General features: G+C 67.6%; 17 protein-coding genes. 16 read left to right on the top strand and 1 reads right to left on the bottom strand.

Annotated features, from left to right (window positions below):
- Nucleotides 1-236 precede the first annotated feature (236 nt).
- The 15 genes from RIN43_RS00835 to RIN43_RS00765 all read left to right on the top strand — a co-directional run bounded on the left by RIN43_RS00835 (nucleotide 237) and on the right by RIN43_RS00765 (nucleotide 15,842).
- The gene (locus RIN43_RS00835) at nucleotides 237-902 is read left to right on the top strand and encodes a GntR family transcriptional regulator (protein WP_309126976.1); all 666 of its coding nucleotides are present in this window, start codon (nucleotides 237-239) and stop codon (nucleotides 900-902) included.
- Nucleotides 903-1,019: 117 nt separating this feature from the next.
- Nucleotides 1,020-1,985 (top strand): tripartite tricarboxylate transporter substrate binding protein, encoded by a 966-nt coding sequence (locus RIN43_RS00830; RefSeq protein ID WP_309126975.1) that lies wholly within the window; start codon nucleotides 1,020-1,022, stop codon nucleotides 1,983-1,985.
- Nucleotides 1,985-2,503, top strand: a complete 519-nt coding sequence (locus RIN43_RS00825) for a tripartite tricarboxylate transporter TctB family protein (RefSeq protein ID WP_309126974.1) — start codon at nucleotides 1,985-1,987, stop codon at nucleotides 2,501-2,503. The genes RIN43_RS00830 and RIN43_RS00825 overlap by 1 nt, the downstream gene beginning before the upstream one ends.
- Nucleotides 2,500-4,164: a tripartite tricarboxylate transporter permease gene (locus RIN43_RS00820; RefSeq protein ID WP_309126973.1), complete on the top strand. Its 1,665-nt coding sequence runs from the start codon at nucleotides 2,500-2,502 to the stop codon at nucleotides 4,162-4,164. Before RIN43_RS00825 ends, RIN43_RS00820 begins: the two co-directional genes overlap by 4 nt.
- Nucleotides 4,161-5,030, top strand: a complete 870-nt coding sequence (locus RIN43_RS00815) for a dihydrodipicolinate synthase family protein (protein ID WP_309126972.1) — start codon at nucleotides 4,161-4,163, stop codon at nucleotides 5,028-5,030. The genes RIN43_RS00820 and RIN43_RS00815 overlap by 4 nt, the downstream gene beginning before the upstream one ends.
- A 320-nt stretch (nucleotides 5,031-5,350) precedes the next feature.
- Entirely contained in the window at nucleotides 5,351-6,640 is a 1,290-nt protein-coding gene (locus RIN43_RS00810; RefSeq protein ID WP_309126971.1) for an extracellular solute-binding protein, read from the top strand.
- Nucleotides 6,641-6,714: 74 nt separating this feature from the next.
- A complete protein-coding gene (locus RIN43_RS00805; protein ID WP_309126970.1) occupies nucleotides 6,715-7,683 on the top strand; it encodes a sugar ABC transporter permease in 969 nt (322 codons plus the stop codon).
- Nucleotides 7,680-8,552, top strand: a complete 873-nt coding sequence (locus RIN43_RS00800) for a carbohydrate ABC transporter permease (RefSeq protein WP_309126969.1) — start codon at nucleotides 7,680-7,682, stop codon at nucleotides 8,550-8,552. The genes RIN43_RS00805 and RIN43_RS00800 overlap by 4 nt, the downstream gene beginning before the upstream one ends.
- 24 nt (nucleotides 8,553-8,576) lie before the next feature.
- On the top strand, nucleotides 8,577-9,410 hold the full coding sequence (locus RIN43_RS00795; RefSeq protein WP_309126968.1) for an SDR family oxidoreductase: 834 nt from the start codon (nucleotides 8,577-8,579) through the stop codon (nucleotides 9,408-9,410).
- Nucleotides 9,404-10,327 carry a dihydrodipicolinate synthase family protein gene (locus tag RIN43_RS00790; RefSeq protein ID WP_309126967.1) on the top strand — a complete coding sequence of 308 codons (924 nt, stop codon included), beginning with the start codon at nucleotides 9,404-9,406 and terminating at the stop codon, nucleotides 10,325-10,327. Before RIN43_RS00795 ends, RIN43_RS00790 begins: the two co-directional genes overlap by 7 nt.
- 64 nt (nucleotides 10,328-10,391) lie before the next feature.
- A complete protein-coding gene (locus RIN43_RS00785) occupies nucleotides 10,392-11,369 on the top strand; it encodes a LacI family DNA-binding transcriptional regulator (RefSeq protein ID WP_309126966.1) in 978 nt (325 codons plus the stop codon).
- Nucleotides 11,370-11,479: 110 nt separating this feature from the next.
- Complete coding sequence (locus RIN43_RS00780) at nucleotides 11,480-12,967, top strand: FGGY family carbohydrate kinase (protein WP_309126965.1); 1,488 nt, start codon at nucleotides 11,480-11,482, stop codon at nucleotides 12,965-12,967.
- A 26-nt stretch (nucleotides 12,968-12,993) separates the two neighbouring features.
- The gene (locus tag RIN43_RS00775; protein WP_309126964.1) at nucleotides 12,994-14,625 is read left to right on the top strand and encodes a fucose isomerase; all 1,632 of its coding nucleotides are present in this window, start codon (nucleotides 12,994-12,996) and stop codon (nucleotides 14,623-14,625) included.
- A 171-nt stretch (nucleotides 14,626-14,796) separates the two neighbouring features.
- Nucleotides 14,797-15,183: a metalloregulator ArsR/SmtB family transcription factor gene (locus RIN43_RS00770; RefSeq protein WP_309127367.1), complete on the top strand. Its 387-nt coding sequence runs from the start codon at nucleotides 14,797-14,799 to the stop codon at nucleotides 15,181-15,183.
- Nucleotides 15,184-15,185: 2 nt separating this feature from the next.
- Nucleotides 15,186-15,842, top strand: coding sequence for an SRPBCC domain-containing protein (locus RIN43_RS00765; protein ID WP_309126963.1), 657 nt, complete (start codon nucleotides 15,186-15,188; stop codon nucleotides 15,840-15,842).
- A gap of 18 nt (nucleotides 15,843-15,860) precedes the next feature.
- On the opposite strand, the gene RIN43_RS00760 is transcribed toward RIN43_RS00765, so the two are convergent.
- Entirely contained in the window at nucleotides 15,861-16,442 is a 582-nt protein-coding gene (locus tag RIN43_RS00760; RefSeq protein ID WP_309126962.1) for a TetR/AcrR family transcriptional regulator, read from the bottom strand.
- A gap of 68 nt (nucleotides 16,443-16,510) precedes the next feature.
- Here RIN43_RS00760 and RIN43_RS00755 point away from each other — a divergent pair, with 68 nt between their 5' ends.
- Nucleotides 16,511-17,086, top strand: coding sequence for a dihydrofolate reductase family protein (locus RIN43_RS00755; protein ID WP_309126961.1), 576 nt, complete (start codon nucleotides 16,511-16,513; stop codon nucleotides 17,084-17,086).
- Nucleotides 17,087-17,110 lie beyond the last annotated feature (24 nt).

The following is a 17,110-nucleotide window of genomic DNA, read 5'->3' as shown; positions in this document are numbered from 1 at the left end:
GAGCGCATGGCTGGAGGAGGCATGCGGAGACGATCGCGGGAGTGCGTCGCAGAGAGACGCCGCGTTCGCGACTCAGCCGAGCGGTGCGGAAGCGGGAGGGAGAACGTGTCTGCGACTGTGACTGTCACTGGACATGCGGCACCACCTCGCTTCCTGTTCCTCGTGAGACGTCGACCTGTAAAGCCTAACGGAGGATCGACAGGCTGTACTCTGTCAACAGTCAACAGGGGAGGGCCATGGCCGACACAGTGAAGCGCGGAGAGTCGCTCGGCGCGCAGATCGCCAACGTCCTGCGCCAGCGCATCGTGCGTGGAGAGATCGCCCCGGGCGAGCGGATCACCGAGGAGGCGCTCGCAGAGGAGTTCACGGTGAGCCGCGGACCCGTCCGTGATGCGCTCACTCAGCTCAGTTTCGAGAAGCTGGTACGCATCCAGCGACCGCGTGGCGTCTTCGTCGTCGGTCTCACGCGCGACGACGTCGACCAGCTTTACAGTCTGCGGGGTGCGCTCGAGCAGCTGGCGCTGTCGCGTGCGATACGTGTCGCGGACGGCGCCCGCTGGGCTGCGATGGAGGATGCCGTGCGCCGGATGACCGAGGCGGCGGACGCCGGGGATCATGCCGCTTTCGTGGTCGCCGACCTCGACTTCCATTCGCAGATCTACGCGCTCGCCGATCACCCGCGCCTCGAAGGCGCGTGGCGTCAGTACCTGCCGACGTTCACCGCCCTGCTGGACGTCACGATCAACCACGACGACGACCTGCACGATTCGGCCGCAGATCATGTCGCGCTGATGGACGTCATGCGCGGCGGGGATGCGACCGCAGCGGCGGAGGTGCTTACGGCCCACCTGGACGGCGCGCGCGAGCGGATGCTGAGCGAGCTCACCGCGCAGGGTTCCTGAGCCACCCGAGCGCGCGGCGCAGACGCCCACTCGTTCTATCAGTGTTGACTGTTAACAGTCGACACTGATACGCTCGCGATCGTCGACAACCCGGTCGACCAGCACCGAGGAGCAAAGATGCCCCGCATCCGTATGTCCCGAACGGCCGCAGCGATCGCCGCCGTCGCCGCAACCGCGCTCGTCCTGGCCGGCTGCACCAAGGTCGAGGAGAGCAGCCCGGAGTCGACCTACCCCGAGAAGGACATCCGCCTGATCATCCAGGCGAACCCGGGCGGCGGATCCGACCTGTCGTCGCGCGCCCTGGCAACCGAGCTCGAGAAGATCCTCGACGTCAGCGTCATCCCCGAGAACATGCCGGGCGCCGCAGGCGCGCTGGCCATGGAGTACGTCGGCGCGCAGGACCCGGACGGATACGTCATCGGTTTCGCGCCCGTCGAGATCGCTATGCTCAACACCACGCAGGACGCGAAGGTCCTGCCCGAGAACTACGATCTGCTCGGCCAGATCATGCTCGCGCCGGGCGTCGTCACCGTCGGTGCGAACAGCGGCATCGAGTCGCTCGAAGACCTCGTCGCGCAGGCGAAGTCCGGCGCCGTGACCGTCGCCACCTCCGGGGCAGGGTCCATCTGGGAGGCGGCCACCCTCGGTCTGGGTGACGCCACCGGCGCCGAGTTCACGCCAGTGCCGTACGACGGCGGCGCCACGGCTGTCGCCGCTGCCGCATCCGGTGAGACGGTCGCGGCCGTATCGGGTCTCGGTGAGGCACTCGCGCAGGGCGACGCCGTCAAGATCCTCGCGGTGATGCACGACGAGCGCCACCCGGATGCCGAGGACGTTCCCACGGTCGCCGAGGCGATCGGCGACGACGTCGAGTTCGGCGGCTGGGGCGGCATCTACGCCCCGAAGGGCCTCCCGGACGACGTCAAGGAGAAGCTCGAGTCGGCCGTCAAGGAGGCCGTCGAATCGGAGTCGTACCAGAAGTTCCAGGCGGACGCCGGAAACCTCGTCGTGTACCGCGATTCGGCCGAATGGACGGAGTACGTCGGCGAGCAGTTCGCGCTGTTCCAGGATCTGCTGGGCTGATGTCCGCGGCCGTGCAGGACGAATATCAGGGGGCGGCTTCGTCCCGCCCCCTGGAGATCGCGTTCGCGGCGGTGGCGCTCGCGATCGCGGCGGGCTACCTCGCACTCTCCGTGCAGATCCCGCTGCGTCGCGAGGCCTCGCCCGGCCAGCTCGACGCGCGCTTCTGGCCCACGGTCATCGGCGTATCCGCCGTCGTGGTCGCCGTGCTGCTGCTCGTCATCGCGATCTCCCGTCCCGCACCCGGGCGTGAGGACATCGAGCGCATCCAGCGAGGCGGCATCCTGCGCGTCGGCCTGACGCTCGCGATCTCCATCGCCTTCATCGCGCTGTGGTCGCTCGGATCCGTGATCCTGTTCGGCTACCGGATCGAGGTGTTCCCGGTCGCGGCCGGCCTGCTGATGGCCTCGCTCATGCTCGTCTACGGCCACCGCCGTTGGCTGAGTCTGGTCATCTACTCCGCAGCCGTCACCGCCTTCGTCTACGTCGTGTTCGGCATGCTCCTGAGGATCCCGCTGTGAACCCCTTCATCGAGGGAGTGAACTCCCTGCTCGACGTGTCGATGCTGCTGTACATGGGCGTCGGCCTCGTGCTCGGCTTCATGGTCGGCGCGTTCCCCGGCATCACCGCCACGATGGCCGTCGCGCTCGCCGCCGGCTTCACCATGACGCTCGAACCCGTGCAGGGCCTGGCGGTGCTGCTCACGATCTACGTCGCCGCGAACTTCGGCGACAGGGTGCCGTCGATCCTCATCAACACCCCCGGCACACCCGCCTCCATCGCCACGACACTCGACGGCTATCCGATGGCGAAACAGGGCAGGGCCGGTCTCGCGCTGACGATCTCGGCGATCGTCTCGGCCGTCGGCATCCTCGCCTCGCTCGTGCTGTTCTCGGTCGCGGCGGTGCCGATCGCGAGCTTCGCACGCGACTACTTCCGCTCGCCGGAGTTGTTCGCGCTGGTCGTCTTCGGCATCGCGATCATGATCGGCATCTCGTCGAAGTCGATGCTCAAGGGCATCCTCGCCGGACTCTTCGGGCTCATGCTCGGCACCGTCGGCACCTACGCCGCCACGGCCGACCAGCGCTTCACCTTCGGCGTCCTCGAGCTCGTCGAGGGAGTGAACTTCATCGCCGTCATCATCGGGCTGTTCGGCATCGCCGAACTGTTCGATCAGCTGCTGACCCATCGCCAGTCGAAGGTCCGCCCCATCTCGAGCCTCGGACGCTGGTGGCCCACTCGCGCCGAGCTGAAGCAGGGCGGCCGCGCCACGGCGGTCGGCGGTGCCGTCGGCCTCGGCGTCGGCCTGATCCCCGCCGCGGGCGGCGACATCGCAGGCCTCATCGGGTGGGAGCGGGCGCGCAAGGTCTCGAAGCACCCCGAGATGTTCGGCAAGGGCTCGATCGAGGGCGTCGCCGCATCCGACACCGCCTCCAGCGCGACGCTGGGCGGGTCGCTCACCACGACGATGGCGCTCGGCATCCCCGGCGACTCGGTGATGGCCGTCATGATCGGATCGATGATCATCTGGGGCATCACGCCAGGGCCGACGCTGTTCTCGAACCGCCCCGACCTGGTCGTCTCGATCGCCGGCATCATGCTGATCGCGACGCTGCTGTCGCTGGCGCTGAGCCTGGTGCGCATGAAGGGCATGGTCAAGCTGCTCGACGTGCCGCAGCCGTACCTGTGGAGCGGCATCCTGATCTTCTGCGTGATCGGCACGTATGCGACGTCGAACAGCCTGTCGACCGTGATCACGATGCTCGTGTTCGGCGTGATCGGCGTGCTGATGAAGCGCATGCAGGTGCCCGCAGGGCCTGTGGTGCTCGGGCTGCTGCTCGGCCCGCTCGCCGAGGAGAACCTCGCGCGAACTCTGGCGATCCTGCCGACGAGGCCGTTCTTCGAGGTGGTCAGCCCGATCGCGATCGCGCTCCTGCTGCTCGCCGTGCTCTCGGTGGTCATGCCGGCCATCCGCGCGGCACGGACGCCCCGCGAGAAGCGCACGTCCTTCGAGGATTCGGTGCTCGACACCGAGAGCGTGCAGCAGATCACCACAGCGCGCGACGAGCTGGCAGCCGACCCCGACCTGCTCACCTCGACGGTGCGCAGCGTCCCCGCGAGCAAGACCGAGAAGAAGGGCGCGCGCAGGAAGCGCCGCGCTGAGAAGGAGAACGAGAAGTGACCCGTTACGACATCCTCACCGCGATCCCCACCGCGTTCCGCCGCGACGGATCGCTCGACCTCGAGGGGTCGCGGGCCATCTTCCGCTACGTCGGGGAATCAGGCAACGAGGGCGCGTTCGTGCTGGGCACCACAGGCGAGTTCCCCTCGATCGACCTGGCCGAGTTCACGGCAGTGGTGGAGGCTGCGCTCGATGAGCTCGCCGACCGGATGCGGGTCATCGTGCACGTGGGGCAGCCGAGCGCCTTCGAGGCCGTGCGCCTGGTCGGCATCGCGCGTGAGCGCGGCGCGAAGGAGTTCGCTGCGCTGACCCCGTACTACCTGCGCTCGTCCGACGACGCCGTCTTCGACTACTTCCGGCAGGTGTCGGATGCCGTCGGCGACGGGCGCCTGTACGTGTACATCTACCCCGCGCGCAGCGGGAACCCGGTCTCGCCCGAGCTGCTGGTGCGGCTCGCGACGCTGCCGAACGTCGTCGGCGCGAAGGTCAGCGAGCTGTCGCTGGACGAGCTCGCCGCGTACCGCGCGGCGGTGCCGGCGGATTTCGAGCTGTACACCGGAGCCGACCGAGACCTCGTCGCCGCCGTCGACACGGGTGCGCAGGGCGTCGTCTCCGGTGTCTCGTCGGTGACCCCCAAGCCGTTCCGCGCACTGGCCGACGCGGCGCGATCGGGTGAGGCATCGGCGATCGCCGCAGCGCAGGCCGCCGTCGACGAGGTCGTCGCGACCATCGGCGGCGACATGGCCCGCATGAAGGAGGGCTACCGAGTGCTCGGTGTCACCGACGCGTACTGCCGCATGGCTTTGGATGAACCGGATGCCGATGCGAAGGCCGAGGTCGCTCGCGTCGTGGGGGCGTACGCCTGAGGCTCGAGCAGCCGCTTCACGAGAAACCACGTCGCGCGTGAGACATCACGGGCGGCGTGGTTTCTCGTGTTCGATGTGGTTTCTCGTGGTTCCGTGCTCTCTCAGGGTCGGACGGCTCCCCTCTCCGGCGGAAATCGATGTCACAGCACGAGGCTCACGGCTGACGCTTGTTACGCGTGTGTCGGCGGGGGTGTAACCCGACTGTTTGACAACTAGCAAAGCGTGGCGATACGCTCGCGACGAAATCGATTTCATCTCAGCTGCGGTAGAGATGATCGTACGCACCGTTGCAGAAGCCTTGCTGGCCAAAGGAGTGAACAGTGAAGTTGAACCACGCCCACCCGTCAGGACGCGCTCGCGCCCTCCGCATCACGGGCATCGCCGCAGCCGCAGCCGTCGCCCTTGCCGGCTGCGCTTCAGGAGGAGGCGCCGGCGGTGAGAACGCGGGAGGCGAGCTCGCCTTCTCGAACTGGCAGTTCCTCGAGGACGGCAAGGGGCCCATCATCTGGGACGCGGTCAAGGGCTACACCGGACCGGATGACAACATCGAGCTGACGAAGGTCGAGATCCCCTTCGCCAACTACGCCGACAAGCTGAGCACCGAGCTCGGCGCCGGTGGCGGCCCTGACGTGATGGTTCTTCAGGACAGCCAGTTCGCTTCTCTCGTCGACGCCGGCGTGCTCGAACCGCTGGACGACATCGCGGAAGAGCTGGGCGACAGCCTCAACAACACGAACGAGGCGGGTGTCTTCGACGGAGCGCAGTACGGCTTCAACTGGGAGCGGCCCACGTACAGCACGGTCATCTACAACAAGGACATCTTCTCGGACCTGGGCCTCGAGGTGCCCACAACGTTCGATGAGTTCCTCACCACCGCGCAGACGATCAAGGATGAGCTGGGGATCCCCGGCTGGGCTGGCCGCCACCAGACGGCGGAGATCGATGGCTGGACGCTCGAGATGGCCAACTGGATCTACGGCTTCGGCGGGGAGCTGAGCGATGGCGACAAGCTCACGATCGACAGGGACGAGAACGTCGAGGCGGTCGAGGCGTTCCTGAGCACGTTCACGTCCGGCGTTGCCCCGATCGGCGACGACGCCTCTACGTTCCGTGCCAAGTTCGGGCAGGGCCAGGTCGGCATGCTCTTCGAGAACTCCGGCGTCGCCACGACCATTACCAGCAATCCCGAGAACGTCGTCAACGGTCAGAACCTGGGCGCCGCGCCGCTGCCGCTCGCGAACCCTGGCTCCAACTCGCAGCTGATCATCGCCGTCAACGCGAACAGTGACAAGAAGGAAGCGGCGAAGGATTTCGTGCGTTGGGTGCTCGGCGAAGAGGGCCAGACCGCCATTCGAGCCGGTCTGGGCGCGTCGGCGATGGCGACGGACGTCGAGCCCGATGCCGAGTTCCTCGAGGCGAACCCCTGGGCGTCGCAGTTCCTCGAGGCGGCGAAGACCTCGAAGTCCACTCTCGTCGAGGGCTTCGAGACCGAGAGCAAGGTCATCTGGCGTGAGGTTCTGACCGCCGTGGAGGACCTGCGGGTCAACGGCGGCGACGTGAAGGCGAGGCTCGCCGAGGTTCAGAAGAGCCTCGAAGCCGAGCTCGGTTGAGCCTTCCGGGGGGGCGGACGGTTTCGGCCGCCGCCCCTCGGATCCCTCGGAACCCCTCGAAAGGACACCCGGCCATGGCCACCAGCACTCTCGACGCGCCGCGGACGGCGCCTCCCGTCGTGCCGCCGAAGAGACGGCGCCGCGACACCGGCGCATTCGGTCGCTTCATTGAGCGCAACGGCGCGTACCTCTTTCTCTTCCCGGCCATCGCCTATCTGGCCGTCTTCACGGTCTTTCCGCTGATCCGTGGTGTGCTGTTGTCGTTCACCGCGACGAAACTGGTGAACCCCGCCGGCGGTCGCTCAGTCGGTTTCGAGAACTACGACTACCTGCTCAGCAGCGACAAGTTCTGGTCCTCGGTGATCACGACGCTGCTGTATACGCTCTTCACCGTCGTCTTCGCCGTCGGCATCGGCACGGCCGCCGCCCTGCTGCTGAACACCGCCTTCAAGGGAAGGGGGATCGTGCGGGCGATCGCCACGATCCCGTGGGCGGTGCCCACGGTCGCGGCCGCACTCATCTTCGTCTGGATCTACAACAACGAGCAAGGCATCCTCAACCGCTCGACAGCCGCACTGGGGTTGGGACAGCACGGATGGCTGGTCGACCCGCAGTACGGGCTGTTCGCGGTGACGTTCGCCACCGTCTGGAAGCTGACGCCGCTTGTCATGCTCGTGATGCTGAGCGCGCTGCAGAGCGTGCCGCACGAGCTGCGTGAGGCGACCTGGGTGGACGGCGCGACCCGGTTCCAGTCCTTCCTCGCGGTCACGCTGCCGCACATCATGCCGACCATCCGGGTCATCACCCTGCTCATGACGATCTGGTCGATCCGGCGCTTCGAGATCATCTTCCTCATCACCGGCGGTGGTCCCCTCGACGTGACGAACACGCTCGTCGTGAACGTGTACCGCACCGCCTTCCAGGATCAGAACCTCGGCCGCGCCGCGGCGATCGGGGCTCTCGGGCTGGTGCTCTCGCTGCTCGTCACCGTCGTGTATTTCATCGTCGAGCAGATCCAGGAACGTCAGGAGAACCAGCGATGACCACCGTGCGGATCCCCACCGACATCCCGCGCAGGCGTGGCGTAGCTGCCAGACTCGGCAGTCTCGGCAAGGCCGTGCTCATCACACTCCTCGTCGTGTTCGCCGGGTTCCCGGTGTACTGGATGCTGGGAACCTCTCTGGGCACCGAGGCGTCGCTGTACCGCGATGGGCAGCCGCTGCTCCCCGAGTTCCAGAACATCGGTCAGTGGGGCGGCTTCCTCGCGGACATCCCGATCATCCGCTGGTTGGGGAACTCCTTCGTGATCGCCGCCGGGACCACGATCCTCAGCCTGGTGCTCGCCACCATGGCCGCGTACGCCCTGAGCCGTTACCGCTTCCACGGCCGCGGCGTCGCCGGCTTCATCTTCTTCAGCACGCAGATGCTGCCGGAAGCTCTCATCATCGTCCCGCTGTACGCGATCTTCGCCGGGGCGGGTCTGCTCAACAGCCATTGGGGGCTCGTGCTGGCCGACACCGCGTTCGTCATGCCGGTGAGCATGTTCATCATCAAGAGCGGGATCGACAAGATCCCCTATGAGATCGAGGAATCCGCCCGCATCGACGGATGCTCGCGACTGCGCATCCTGTTCACGATCGTGCTGCCGCTGATCATGCCCAGTATCGCCGCCGCCGCTGTGATCGCGTTCTTCGACGGCTGGAACGAGTTCATGTTCGCGAACACCTTCATCTCGAACAGTGATCTGTGGCCGGCATCCGTCGGGCTGTCGTCCTTCCTCGGGCAGTTCTACACCCCGATGAACGTCGTCATGCTGTGCGCGCTGCTGTTCGCGCTCCCGGCGATCATCTTCTTCCTGTGGGCGCAGCGCGGCATCGTGTCCGGGCTGACCGCCGGATCCGTCAAGGGCTGACCCCGCTACCTCTGAGGAGAATTCATGTCTGAAGCTTTCGACCCGCTGTTCTCGGTTAAGGACAAGGTCGTCGTCGTGACAGGTGGCTTCGGCCAGATCGGCGCCGAGTTCGTGCGGTCGCTGCACGCTCGCGGCGCTCGGGTCGCAGTGACATCGCGAAACGAGGTCAGCGACCCGGCCGATCGCCTCGGCATCGCGGAGCCGGATGGTCGTCTGCTCGCTGTCGTGATGGATATCACGGATCAGAAGAGCGTGGAATCCGGTCTCGACAGCATCGTGGACGCATGGGGCGTCCCGACCGTCGTCGTGAACAACGCCGGGCTCGACACCCAGCCCAGTGCACCACCGGAGGTATCCGGGCCGTTCGAGGAGTTCCCGGTGGAGGTGTTCCGCGAGGTGGTCGACACGAACCTGGTCGGGACGTTCCTGGTGACGCAGGCGGCCGGACGGCGCATGCGTGACGCCGGGCTGGGCGGGTCCATCATCAACGTCGGCTCCATCTACGGCATGGTCTCGCCCGTGCAGGACATCTACGCGTACAAGAAGGAGGACACCGGCATCCCCTTCATCAAGCCGGTCGCGTACTCGGCCGCGAAGTCCGGACTGTACAACCTCACCCGCTACTGCGCGACCTATTGGGGTCGCGCCGGTATCCGGGTGAACACGTTGACTCCGTCTGGCGTGCGGCGGGACACTCAGGACGAGAAGTTCCAGGCCAACTACATTGCGCGGATGCCGATCGGCCGGATGGCCGAAGCCGATGAGTACAACGGCGCACTGGTGTTCCTGGCCTCCGACGCCTCGGCCTACATGACCGGCTCGAATCTCGTCGTCGACGGGGGATGGACCGCATGGTGAGCGACCTGATCGGCAATCGCCTGTTCTCCGCAGCGGTGACGCCGATGCGCGCCGACGAGGGCGTCGATCACGGTGCTCTCGCAGCGATGCTCGATGGCGACATCGCGCGCGGCATCGAAGGCGTCTACGTCTGCGGCTCGTCGGGCGAAGGCGTGCTGCTGTCGGAGGACGAGCGCGTTCAAGTGGCGGAGACCGCTGTGACAGCCGCCTCGGGGCGTGTCCCGGTGATCTCGCACGTCGGCGCGATGACCACCGGCGAGGCGATCCGGATCGCAAGCGCGGCGAAGCAGAGCGGTGTCGCGGCGATCTCGATGATCCCGCCGCTGTACTACGGTTACTCGACCGTCGATGTGGTGCGCCACTTCCGCACCGTGATCGACGCGGTCGAGCTGCCGTTTCTGCTCTACAACATTCCGCAGTTCACGGGCCGTGACATCTCGGAGGGGGGTTTCGAGGAACTGCTGGAACTGCCGCAGGTGATCGGGGTCAAGCACACGTCGCGAAACCTTTACGGCGCCGAGCGCATCATCACGCGTCACGCACATCTGTCACTGGTGAACGGCTTCGACGAGTTCTATCTTCCAGCGCTGTCGATCGGTGCCCGTGGCGCCATCGGCACCACGGTGAGCCTGCAGATCGACCTGTTCCGGTCGCTCCGCCGACGGTTCGAGGCGGGCGACTCACACGGCGCACGGGCAGTGCAGGTCCGGATCAACGACACCGTCGAGAGCATGGTCGCGGTCGGCGTCTTCGGCGCTGCCAAGTACCTCAACGGGAAGCTGTCCGTGCCGCTGGGAGAATGCCGAGCCCCGCTGCCGCACCTGACGGCAGAGGACCGCACGCGCCTGGACGCGGTGTTCGAGCGACTGAAGGAGCACATCGCCACCACCGCTGAGGAGGACGCGCACGCCCGCTGACGAGCGAGGATCCCAGGTCGCGTGGCGACTAAGGTGATTACAATCCGGCTGCAGGGGGACGGCTATGACGACGATCTACGATGTCGCCCGACGCGCGGGCGTCTCGCCGGCGACGGTGTCGCGGGTCTTCAACGGCACGAGCGTCTCGTCCGAGAAGGTCGAAGCCGTGCGCAAAGCGGCGGCTGAGCTGAGCTTCGTGCCTAACCGCACGGCTCGTACGCTGCGCAGGCGCACCTCCGAGGTGATCGCACTCGTCATCCCCGACATCGAGAACCCGTACTTCACCGAGATGGCTCGCGGCGTCGAGGACGTCGCGAGCGAGGCGGGGTACTCGGTGGTGCTGTGCAACTCAGACTCGCAGGTCGAGAAGGAGTCGACGTATCTGCGCATCGCGATCGCCGAGCACATGTCCGGTGTGATCCTCGCGCCGGCATCCGACCACAGCGGCCTCGACGAGGTCATCGCGACCGGGCGCCCCGTCGTCGCGGTCGATCGCAGCACCGGGTATGACATCGACGGGGTCGTCATGGCCAACCGCGACGCGGGGCGCCTGGCCACACAGCACCTGCTCGAATCCAACAGGCGGGTCGCGTACATCGGTGGCCCCGAGCACATCGAGACCTCGGCCGAACGCGCCGAGGGCTGGCGTGCCGCCCATCGTGCAGCGGGTCTGCAGCCGCCGCTCGACCTGCTTCGCTTCTCGTCCTTCCGCGTGGACGGCGGGCGCCTGGCGATGGAGGAGCTTCTCGCGCTGCCGGAGCCGCCTGATGCCGTCGTCGCGGGCAACAACCTCATCGGCGTCGGAGCGATCCAGGTCCTCACCGAGCACGGGCTGACACCGCCCAGCGTCGGTGTCGCGGTGATCGGCGGGCTCCCCTTCACCACTCTGTCGCCGAGCGCCGTCACGGTCGTGCGCCTGCCCGCCCGGCACATGGGTGTGACCGCCGCGAAGATGCTCCTCGAGCGCATCCGCGGCGATGATCAGCCGGCACGCACCATCGTGCTGCGGAACGAACTGCAGGCGGCGAGCGCGAGCCGCTGACGGCGCGTCACCGTGCGTGCGCAGATCGGCGGCACTTGCGTCATGAAATCGATTTCGCGTACCCTGGTGATACGCGCGGAAGCGCTGACGGACACGTCGAGGAGGACGACATGCGCTGCACCCTCGGGGTCGACATCGGCACATCGAGCAGCAAGGGCGTGCTGGTCACCGAGGATGGCTCCATCCTGCTGTCGGCCACTCGCTCGCACGACGTCGACCGTCCGCGCAGCGGGTGGGTCGAGATGGACGGCCGCATCTGGTGGGACGAGTTCGTCGCCATCGCGCGGGAGCTGCTCACCGCGCGCCCCGAGGCTGAAGTCGCCGCCGTCGGAGTCAGCGGGATGGGGCCGTGCGTCCTCCTCGCCGACGAGAACGACGAGCCGGTGCGCCCGGCGATCCTCTACGGCGTCGACACCCGATCCACCGTGCAGATCAGGCGCCTCACAGAGGAACTCGGCGAGGACGAGATCACCCGCGTGGGCGGCTCGACCCTCACCTCGCAGGCCGGTGGGGCGAAGATCGCCTGGGTCGCCGACGAGGAACCCGAATCATGGGCGCGGGCGAAGCGCCTGTTCATGCCCGCATCCTGGCTGGCGCGCAAGCTCACGGGCGCGTACGTCCTCGACCACCAGTCGGCCAGCCAGACGTCGCCGCTCTACGACATCGAGAACGAGCGCTGGCACGGCCCGTGGTGGGAGCGCTATTCCAACCGCCTCGAGCAGCCGCCGCTCACCTGGGCGGGGGAGATCGCAGGGACCGTCTCGGATGCCGCGGCGCTGTCGACCGGCATCCCCGCTGGGACCCCCGTGATCACCGGGACGATCGACGCGTGGACCGAGGCGGTCAGCGTCGGTGCACACGAGGTCGGCGATCTCATGCTGATGTACGGCACGACCATGTTCCTCGTCGCCACCGGCGAGCGGACGCTGCGCACCCCGTCGATGTGGACCACTGCGGGCGCCTTCGCCGGCACCCGCAATCTCGCCGGAGGGCTGTCGACCTCGGGTGCACTCACCGCCTGGCTGAAAGAGCTGACCACCGCCGATTATCCGCAGCTGCTCGAAGAAGCCGCCGAATCGGGCCCCGGAGCGCGCGGACTGTTGATGCTGCCGTATTTCGCCGGCGAGCGCACTCCGATCCAGGATCCGGATGCTCGCGGCGTCATCGCCGGGCTCACGCTGCAGCACGGCCGAGGTGACCTCTACCGCGCGGCGCTGGAGGCCACGGCCCTCGGCGTGCGACACAACGTGGAGACCATGCGTGCGGCGGGAGCCGACATCCGGCGGATCGTGGCCGTCGGAGGAGGAACGCAGGGGCGGCTCTGGCTGCAGATCGTCTCGGACATCACGGGTCTCGTGCAGGAGGTTCCCGCCACGACCATCGGCGCCAGCTACGGCGCCGCCTTCCTCGCGGCATCCGCCGTCGCCGACCCCGGGGCGCATCCGGTCATCACGGACTGGAACCCCATCACCGAGACCATCACGCCCGACCCGCGCCTGCGGGACGCCTACGACCGGCTGTTCGACCGGTATGTGCGCCTGTACGCGGGCACCAAGGACATCGTTCACGAGCTCGCCGCGCAGCAGCGCGACGCCTGACACCCACCCACCCATCGGAGAAACCCATGAGCTACACCCTTCCCACCCCGCTCTCGCGGCCGCAGAGCGCTCCGAAGACCGCGTACCTGATCACCTCCGGCGATCTGCGCGAGTCGGCCAACATCGGCGGCTGGCCGACGCAGGTCGAGCTCGAGGCCGGCGTCGGCCGGGTCTTCGACGAGCTCGGATGGAACGTCATCCGTGCGTTCGACGTCGACCCCGAGACCGGACACGGGTTCATCTCGAGCCAGCGCATGGGCCTCGAGGTGTTCAAGAACATCCCCGTCGACGCGCCGCTGATCGTCGCGATCGCCAACTGGCAGTACTCGCACCATGTGCTCGCAGGCCTGCGCAGCCACCAGGGGCCCATCCTCACGGTCGCGAACTTCGCCGGCGACTGGCCCGGCCTGGTCGGTCTGCTCGGGCTGAACGCCGGCCTGACCAAGATGGACAAGCCCTACTCCACGACCTGGTCGGTCGACTTCACCGACCAGTGGTTCAAGGACGGCATCCGCGAGTGGACCGAGACGAGCACGATCACTCACGATGCCTCGCACGTGCGTCCCCTGCCCGCGCTGCCCGAGAGCCCTGAGAAGCAGCTCGGCGAGGCGCTGGCCAAGCAGCTGCTCGATGAGAAGGCCATCATCGGCGTCTTCGACGAGGGCTGCATGGGCATGTACAACGCCATCTTCGACGACGAGCTGCTCAACCTCACCGGCATCTACAAGGAGCGCCTGTCGCAGTCGGCCCTGTACGCCGAGATGCTCAACGTCGGCGAGGACGAAGCCAATGCCGCCTACGACTGGCTGATCGACCACGGCATGACGTTCCGCTTCGGCGAAGACGGCGCCACCGAGCTCACGCGCGAGCAGGTGCAGTGGCAGATGAAGATGTACATCGCGGCCCTGCGCATCGCCGACGATTTCGGCCTCGACGCCGTCGGAATCCAGTACCAGCAGGGCCTGAAAGACCTCGTGCCCGCATCGGATCTCGCCGAGGGCATCCTCAACTCCACCGAGCGCCCCCCGGTGTACTCGCGCGACGGCGAGCGCGAGCTGCACGCCGGCCGCGCCTTCCCGCACTTCAACGAGGCCGATGAGGGCGTCGCTGTCGACGCGCTCGTCACCGACCGCGTCTGGCGCGCGATGGGCCTGGTGCCCGACAACACGCTGCACGACGTGCGCTGGGGCGAGGAGTACGACGGCGAGTTCGTGTGGGCGTATGAGATCTCGGGTTCCGTTCCCGCCTCGCACCTCGGCGGCTGGGACAAGGCAGAGGGATGGCGACAGGGGCACGTCTTCTTCCCGGCGGGAGGCGCGACCCTCAACGGCACCTCGAAGCCCGGGGAGGTCGTGCTCAGCCGCGTGTTCATCGCCGACGGCATCCTGCAGGCCGACATCTTCCGCGCCACGGTCGTGGAGCTGCCCGAGGAGGAGACCCGGCGCCGCCGCGAGGCCACCAACCCCGAGTGGCCCCTCGCGCACGTCGTGCTGCACGGCGTCACACGCGACCAGTTCATGGCTCGCCACAAGGCCAACCACGCTCAGCTGGTCTACGCGCCCGACGCCGAGACGGCCGACAAGGCGCTGATCGCGAAGGCTGCGATGTTCGACGGCATGGGCATCAAGGTGAACCTGATCGGTGACGTGAAGATCTGACCACCGTCCCCGAGCACGTGAGATCCGCCCTTCCCTCCCGGGGGAGGGCGGATTCGTGCTCAGGGTGCCTCCTGCTCCCTCCCGAGCCGGAGACGAACCGCGGTGCCCGCGGCGTGCGGACCAATAAATTAAGTCTTGACTTATATAAGCGCAGAGGCAATGATGGCTGACATGCACGCGCTCGACGTTCTCGGTGATCCCGTCCGCCGCCGCATCCTCGAACTTCTCGCCGACGGGGAGCGGCCCGCGGGCGCGGTCGGCGCGACGATCCAGGCCGAGTTCGGCATCAGCCAGCCCGCGGTCTCACAGCAGCTGCGGGTCCTGCGCGAACAGGGATTCGCGACCGTGCGAGCCGAGGGTGCGCGCCGGTTGTATGCGGTCGATCCCCGCGGCATGCAGGAGGCGAATGTCTGGCTGACCGCTTTCGAGCGGTTCTGGCGCGGCCCGCTCGCAGCGCTCGACACCGAACTCGCCCGCGGCCGGGTCCAACGCGCCCGGAGTGCGACGGGCAACCCCGGATCCGAGAACGACAACCGACTCGACGATGGAGAGGAATGATCATGGTGGATGTGCAGAAGCAGGCCGACGCTGTCACGCGCGAACTCCGCACGGAAGATGCAGACGGTCACCAGGCCCACGTGCAGACGCTCGCGCAGGAGTACCCGTCGGGAATTGACGATGTCTGGGAGGCGGTGACCGCTGGCGAGCGCATCGCGCGGTGGTTCCTGCCGGTCAGCGGCGATCTACGCCTCGGCGGACGCTATCAGCTCGAGCGCAACGCCGGCGGTGAGGTGCTCGAGTGCCGCGCTCCGAGCAGAGGTGAGGCCGGGTACCGGGTCACCTGGGAGTACGGCGGCAGCGTCAGCTGGCTCGCAGTGCGTCTCACGGCGTTGGGTGACGAACGCACCCGTCTCGAGCTGGAGCACACTGCTCGAACCGCCGACGTCCCCGCGCAGATGTGGAACATGTTCGGCCCCGGAGCGACGGGTGTCGGGTGGGATCAGGCGCTCCTGGGTCTTGCCCTGCATCTCGGGGCACTTGAGGGCTCTGTCACTCCGGCGGACGCCGCGGAGTGGCAGCTGTCGGATGAGGGCCGATCGTTCACGCGGCGGGTCGCCGACAGGTGGGCGGCCGCCCACATCGCCGCGGGTGCCGATGCCGAGGTGGCCCGCCGAGCTGCAGAGGCGACGTACGGGTTCTACACCGGACAGGAGTAGTCGGGCGGCGGCGGTCGATCAAGCCGGCGGATGCTCAGGCAGCAGGCCCGCGACCAGCGCGTCGACGACGTCGTCGGTCGGGGTGTCCGGATCGATGGGTGAGGTCAGCCGATCGAAAACGAGGCCCTCGATCGCATAGTGGAACAGGGCGATCTCCCGCCGCCCGCCCGGCAGTCCCGCCGCCTCGTTGAAGGCGATGTCGCCCTCGAGTCCGGCGCGCTGCCAATCGCCCAGTGCCTCGGCCAGTTCGGGGCGGCGCGCCGACTCGAGCCGCAGTTCGTACAGGGCGAGGGTGACTTCGCGATTGGTCGTCAGCCGCCGCACGATGTCGCGGACGTAGTCGGCGAAGAGCTCCCGAGTCGGGGGCGCCGAGGCGCGGGCGGCGAGGTCCTCGGGAGTGGGCGCGAGCCTGTCCCCGATGCGTGCGAAGAGACCAGAGATGAGAGTGTCGCGGCTGCGGAAGTAGTTCGACGTCGTGCCCGTCGGCACGCCGGCCTCCGCATCGATCGCGCGGTGCGTCAGCCCGCGCGAGCCTTCCCTGGCCAGGACGGCGATGCCCGCATCCGCCAGGGCGTTCCGCCGTGCCTCGTTCTTCGCCATGCCTCGACACTAGCTCAACCACGTCACCTGTTGTAGTCTCTAACCACTGCACCTGTTGTGATTGGAAGATGATGCGAGAACTCACCTACTACGTGGCGGTCACCCTCGACGGCTTCATCGCCGGGCCGGCCGGCGAGTACGACCGGTTCCTCTTCGAGGGTGACCATGTGACCGCCATCGGCGAGAAGTACCGTGGCACCGTTCCGACGGCGCTCGCCGACGCCGTCGGAATCCCCGTGGACGACGGCCCGTTCGACACCGTCCTCATGGGGTGGAACACCTACGCGGTCGGTCTGCCCGACCTGCCGAGCCCCTACGCCCACCTGCGGCAGATCGTGTTCACCCGCGACCACGAGCCACCGGCAGGGTCGGACGGGGTCGAGTTCACCGACCGCGACCCCGTCGAGATGGTGCGAGAGCTGAAGCGCGAGCCGGGCAAGGGCATCTGGCTCTGCGGCGGCGGGTCGCTCGCCGCCGCTCTGGTCGACGAGATCGATCGCCTCGCGCTGAAGGTGAACCCGGTGCTCTTCGGCGACGGCATCCGGTGGTTCGGTGACCGCGACTACGCGCCGCAGAGGACCGCGCCGACGTCGGTGACGGCTTTCGGCTCGGGAGTGGTGCTCGCCGAGTACGCCAAAGGCTGATCCGCAACCGCGGGGTTCGGATGC

The organism is Microbacterium sp., from assembly GCF_031178445.1.
In the GTDB taxonomy this organism is placed as follows: domain Bacteria; phylum Actinomycetota; class Actinomycetes; order Actinomycetales; family Microbacteriaceae; genus Microbacterium.
The sequence above is the reverse complement of the archived record's forward strand: the minus strand, read 5'-3'. Positions and strand labels throughout refer to the sequence as shown.